Origin of the sequence: Sphingorhabdus arenilitoris, assembly GCF_042651485.1 — a bacterium.
GTDB classification, from domain to species: Bacteria; Pseudomonadota; Alphaproteobacteria; order Sphingomonadales; family Sphingomonadaceae; genus Sphingorhabdus_B; species Sphingorhabdus_B arenilitoris.
The window spans coordinates 1-1,107 of sequence record NZ_JBHSDH010000029.1; the positions used below are offsets into that span (position 1 = coordinate 1).

Consider the following 1,107-nt stretch of genomic DNA (forward strand, 5'->3'; position numbering starts at 1 on the left):
ATTATAGCCGGTGCCAGATAGCAGCACGAGGCGCGTCAGATTGCCATTGGCGTCGCGGCTCGCCACCAAGCGGCCGCTTGCGTCATAATAGTAATTTTCGGTCGGACGGATATTGCTGACCGCGCCATTTTCGGCGGTCACATTGACATAAGGGCTCTCGCTCTTAATCAGCTTGCCCGCATTATTATACGTATAAGTCAGCGTATGGCCTAGCGCATTGGTCTCGCTTGTCACTTCGCCAAAGGCATTATAGCTGCGCGAGCTGGTCAGCGTTTCCAGCGCGCCGGTCGCATTCAGCCTGCGCCCTTCCTCGGTTACCGTTGTGGCCAGATTGCGGTTGTCATAGACCGTATAGGCCGCCGTGACATCCTCTTGCCCCACCAGCGCCAAAACTTGCGCAAAGCTCGTTATATTCTGAAGATTGGCCCCTGCAGAGGTGATCGCTATCGTCTGATTGCCATTGGCATCATACCCAAAAAACTTCCAAACCCCATCGCCAGACGTCGTCGCCCACAAACGGCCCGCTGCGTCATAACGGTTTGCGGTAATCACTGCACCCAGCTGCGAAGCGGTGCCCACATTGACCGCCGTCACATCGCCATAGGCATTATATGTGTAACGAGTGACCGGCGTAGCAAATATACGCCCTTGCGCTGTATCTGCAGACACCCATTGGTCGGTCACACGTCCAGCTGCATCGTAGCGCGACTCCTTCAGTTCCCGAGGAAGGTCATTGCCATTTGAGTCTTTGCGCGTGTAATATTCGTCATGAAGCAAGCGCCCAGCGGCATCATACCAATGATACCGTTGAAAGCCGCTCGGATCGATTGTCCAAACAAGTTTGCCTGCTTCATACCCATAGCGGGTCACCCGCGTCGCAGCGTCCCCTGCGCCTGCTGCTACCGTGCGCGCAAGATTGCCCAGCCCATCATATTGATAATTCACCATCGGGGTGACATTCACGCCCTGATGCGAGATAAAGCCGCTGCGCGTCTCGCGGACCATGCGGCCTGATGTGTCATAAGTATAGGTGATCGCATCACCCGTGGCTTCGGTCTTTTTCGTGACTTGACCCAGGCCATTATAGATATAGGTGACCTGTGCTGT

General features: G+C 55.1%; 1 pseudogene. It reads right to left on the reverse strand.

What is annotated here, in order from left to right:
• A pseudogene (locus ACFOWX_RS13335) lies at positions 1–1,107 on the reverse strand (hypothetical protein); the annotation flags it as partial.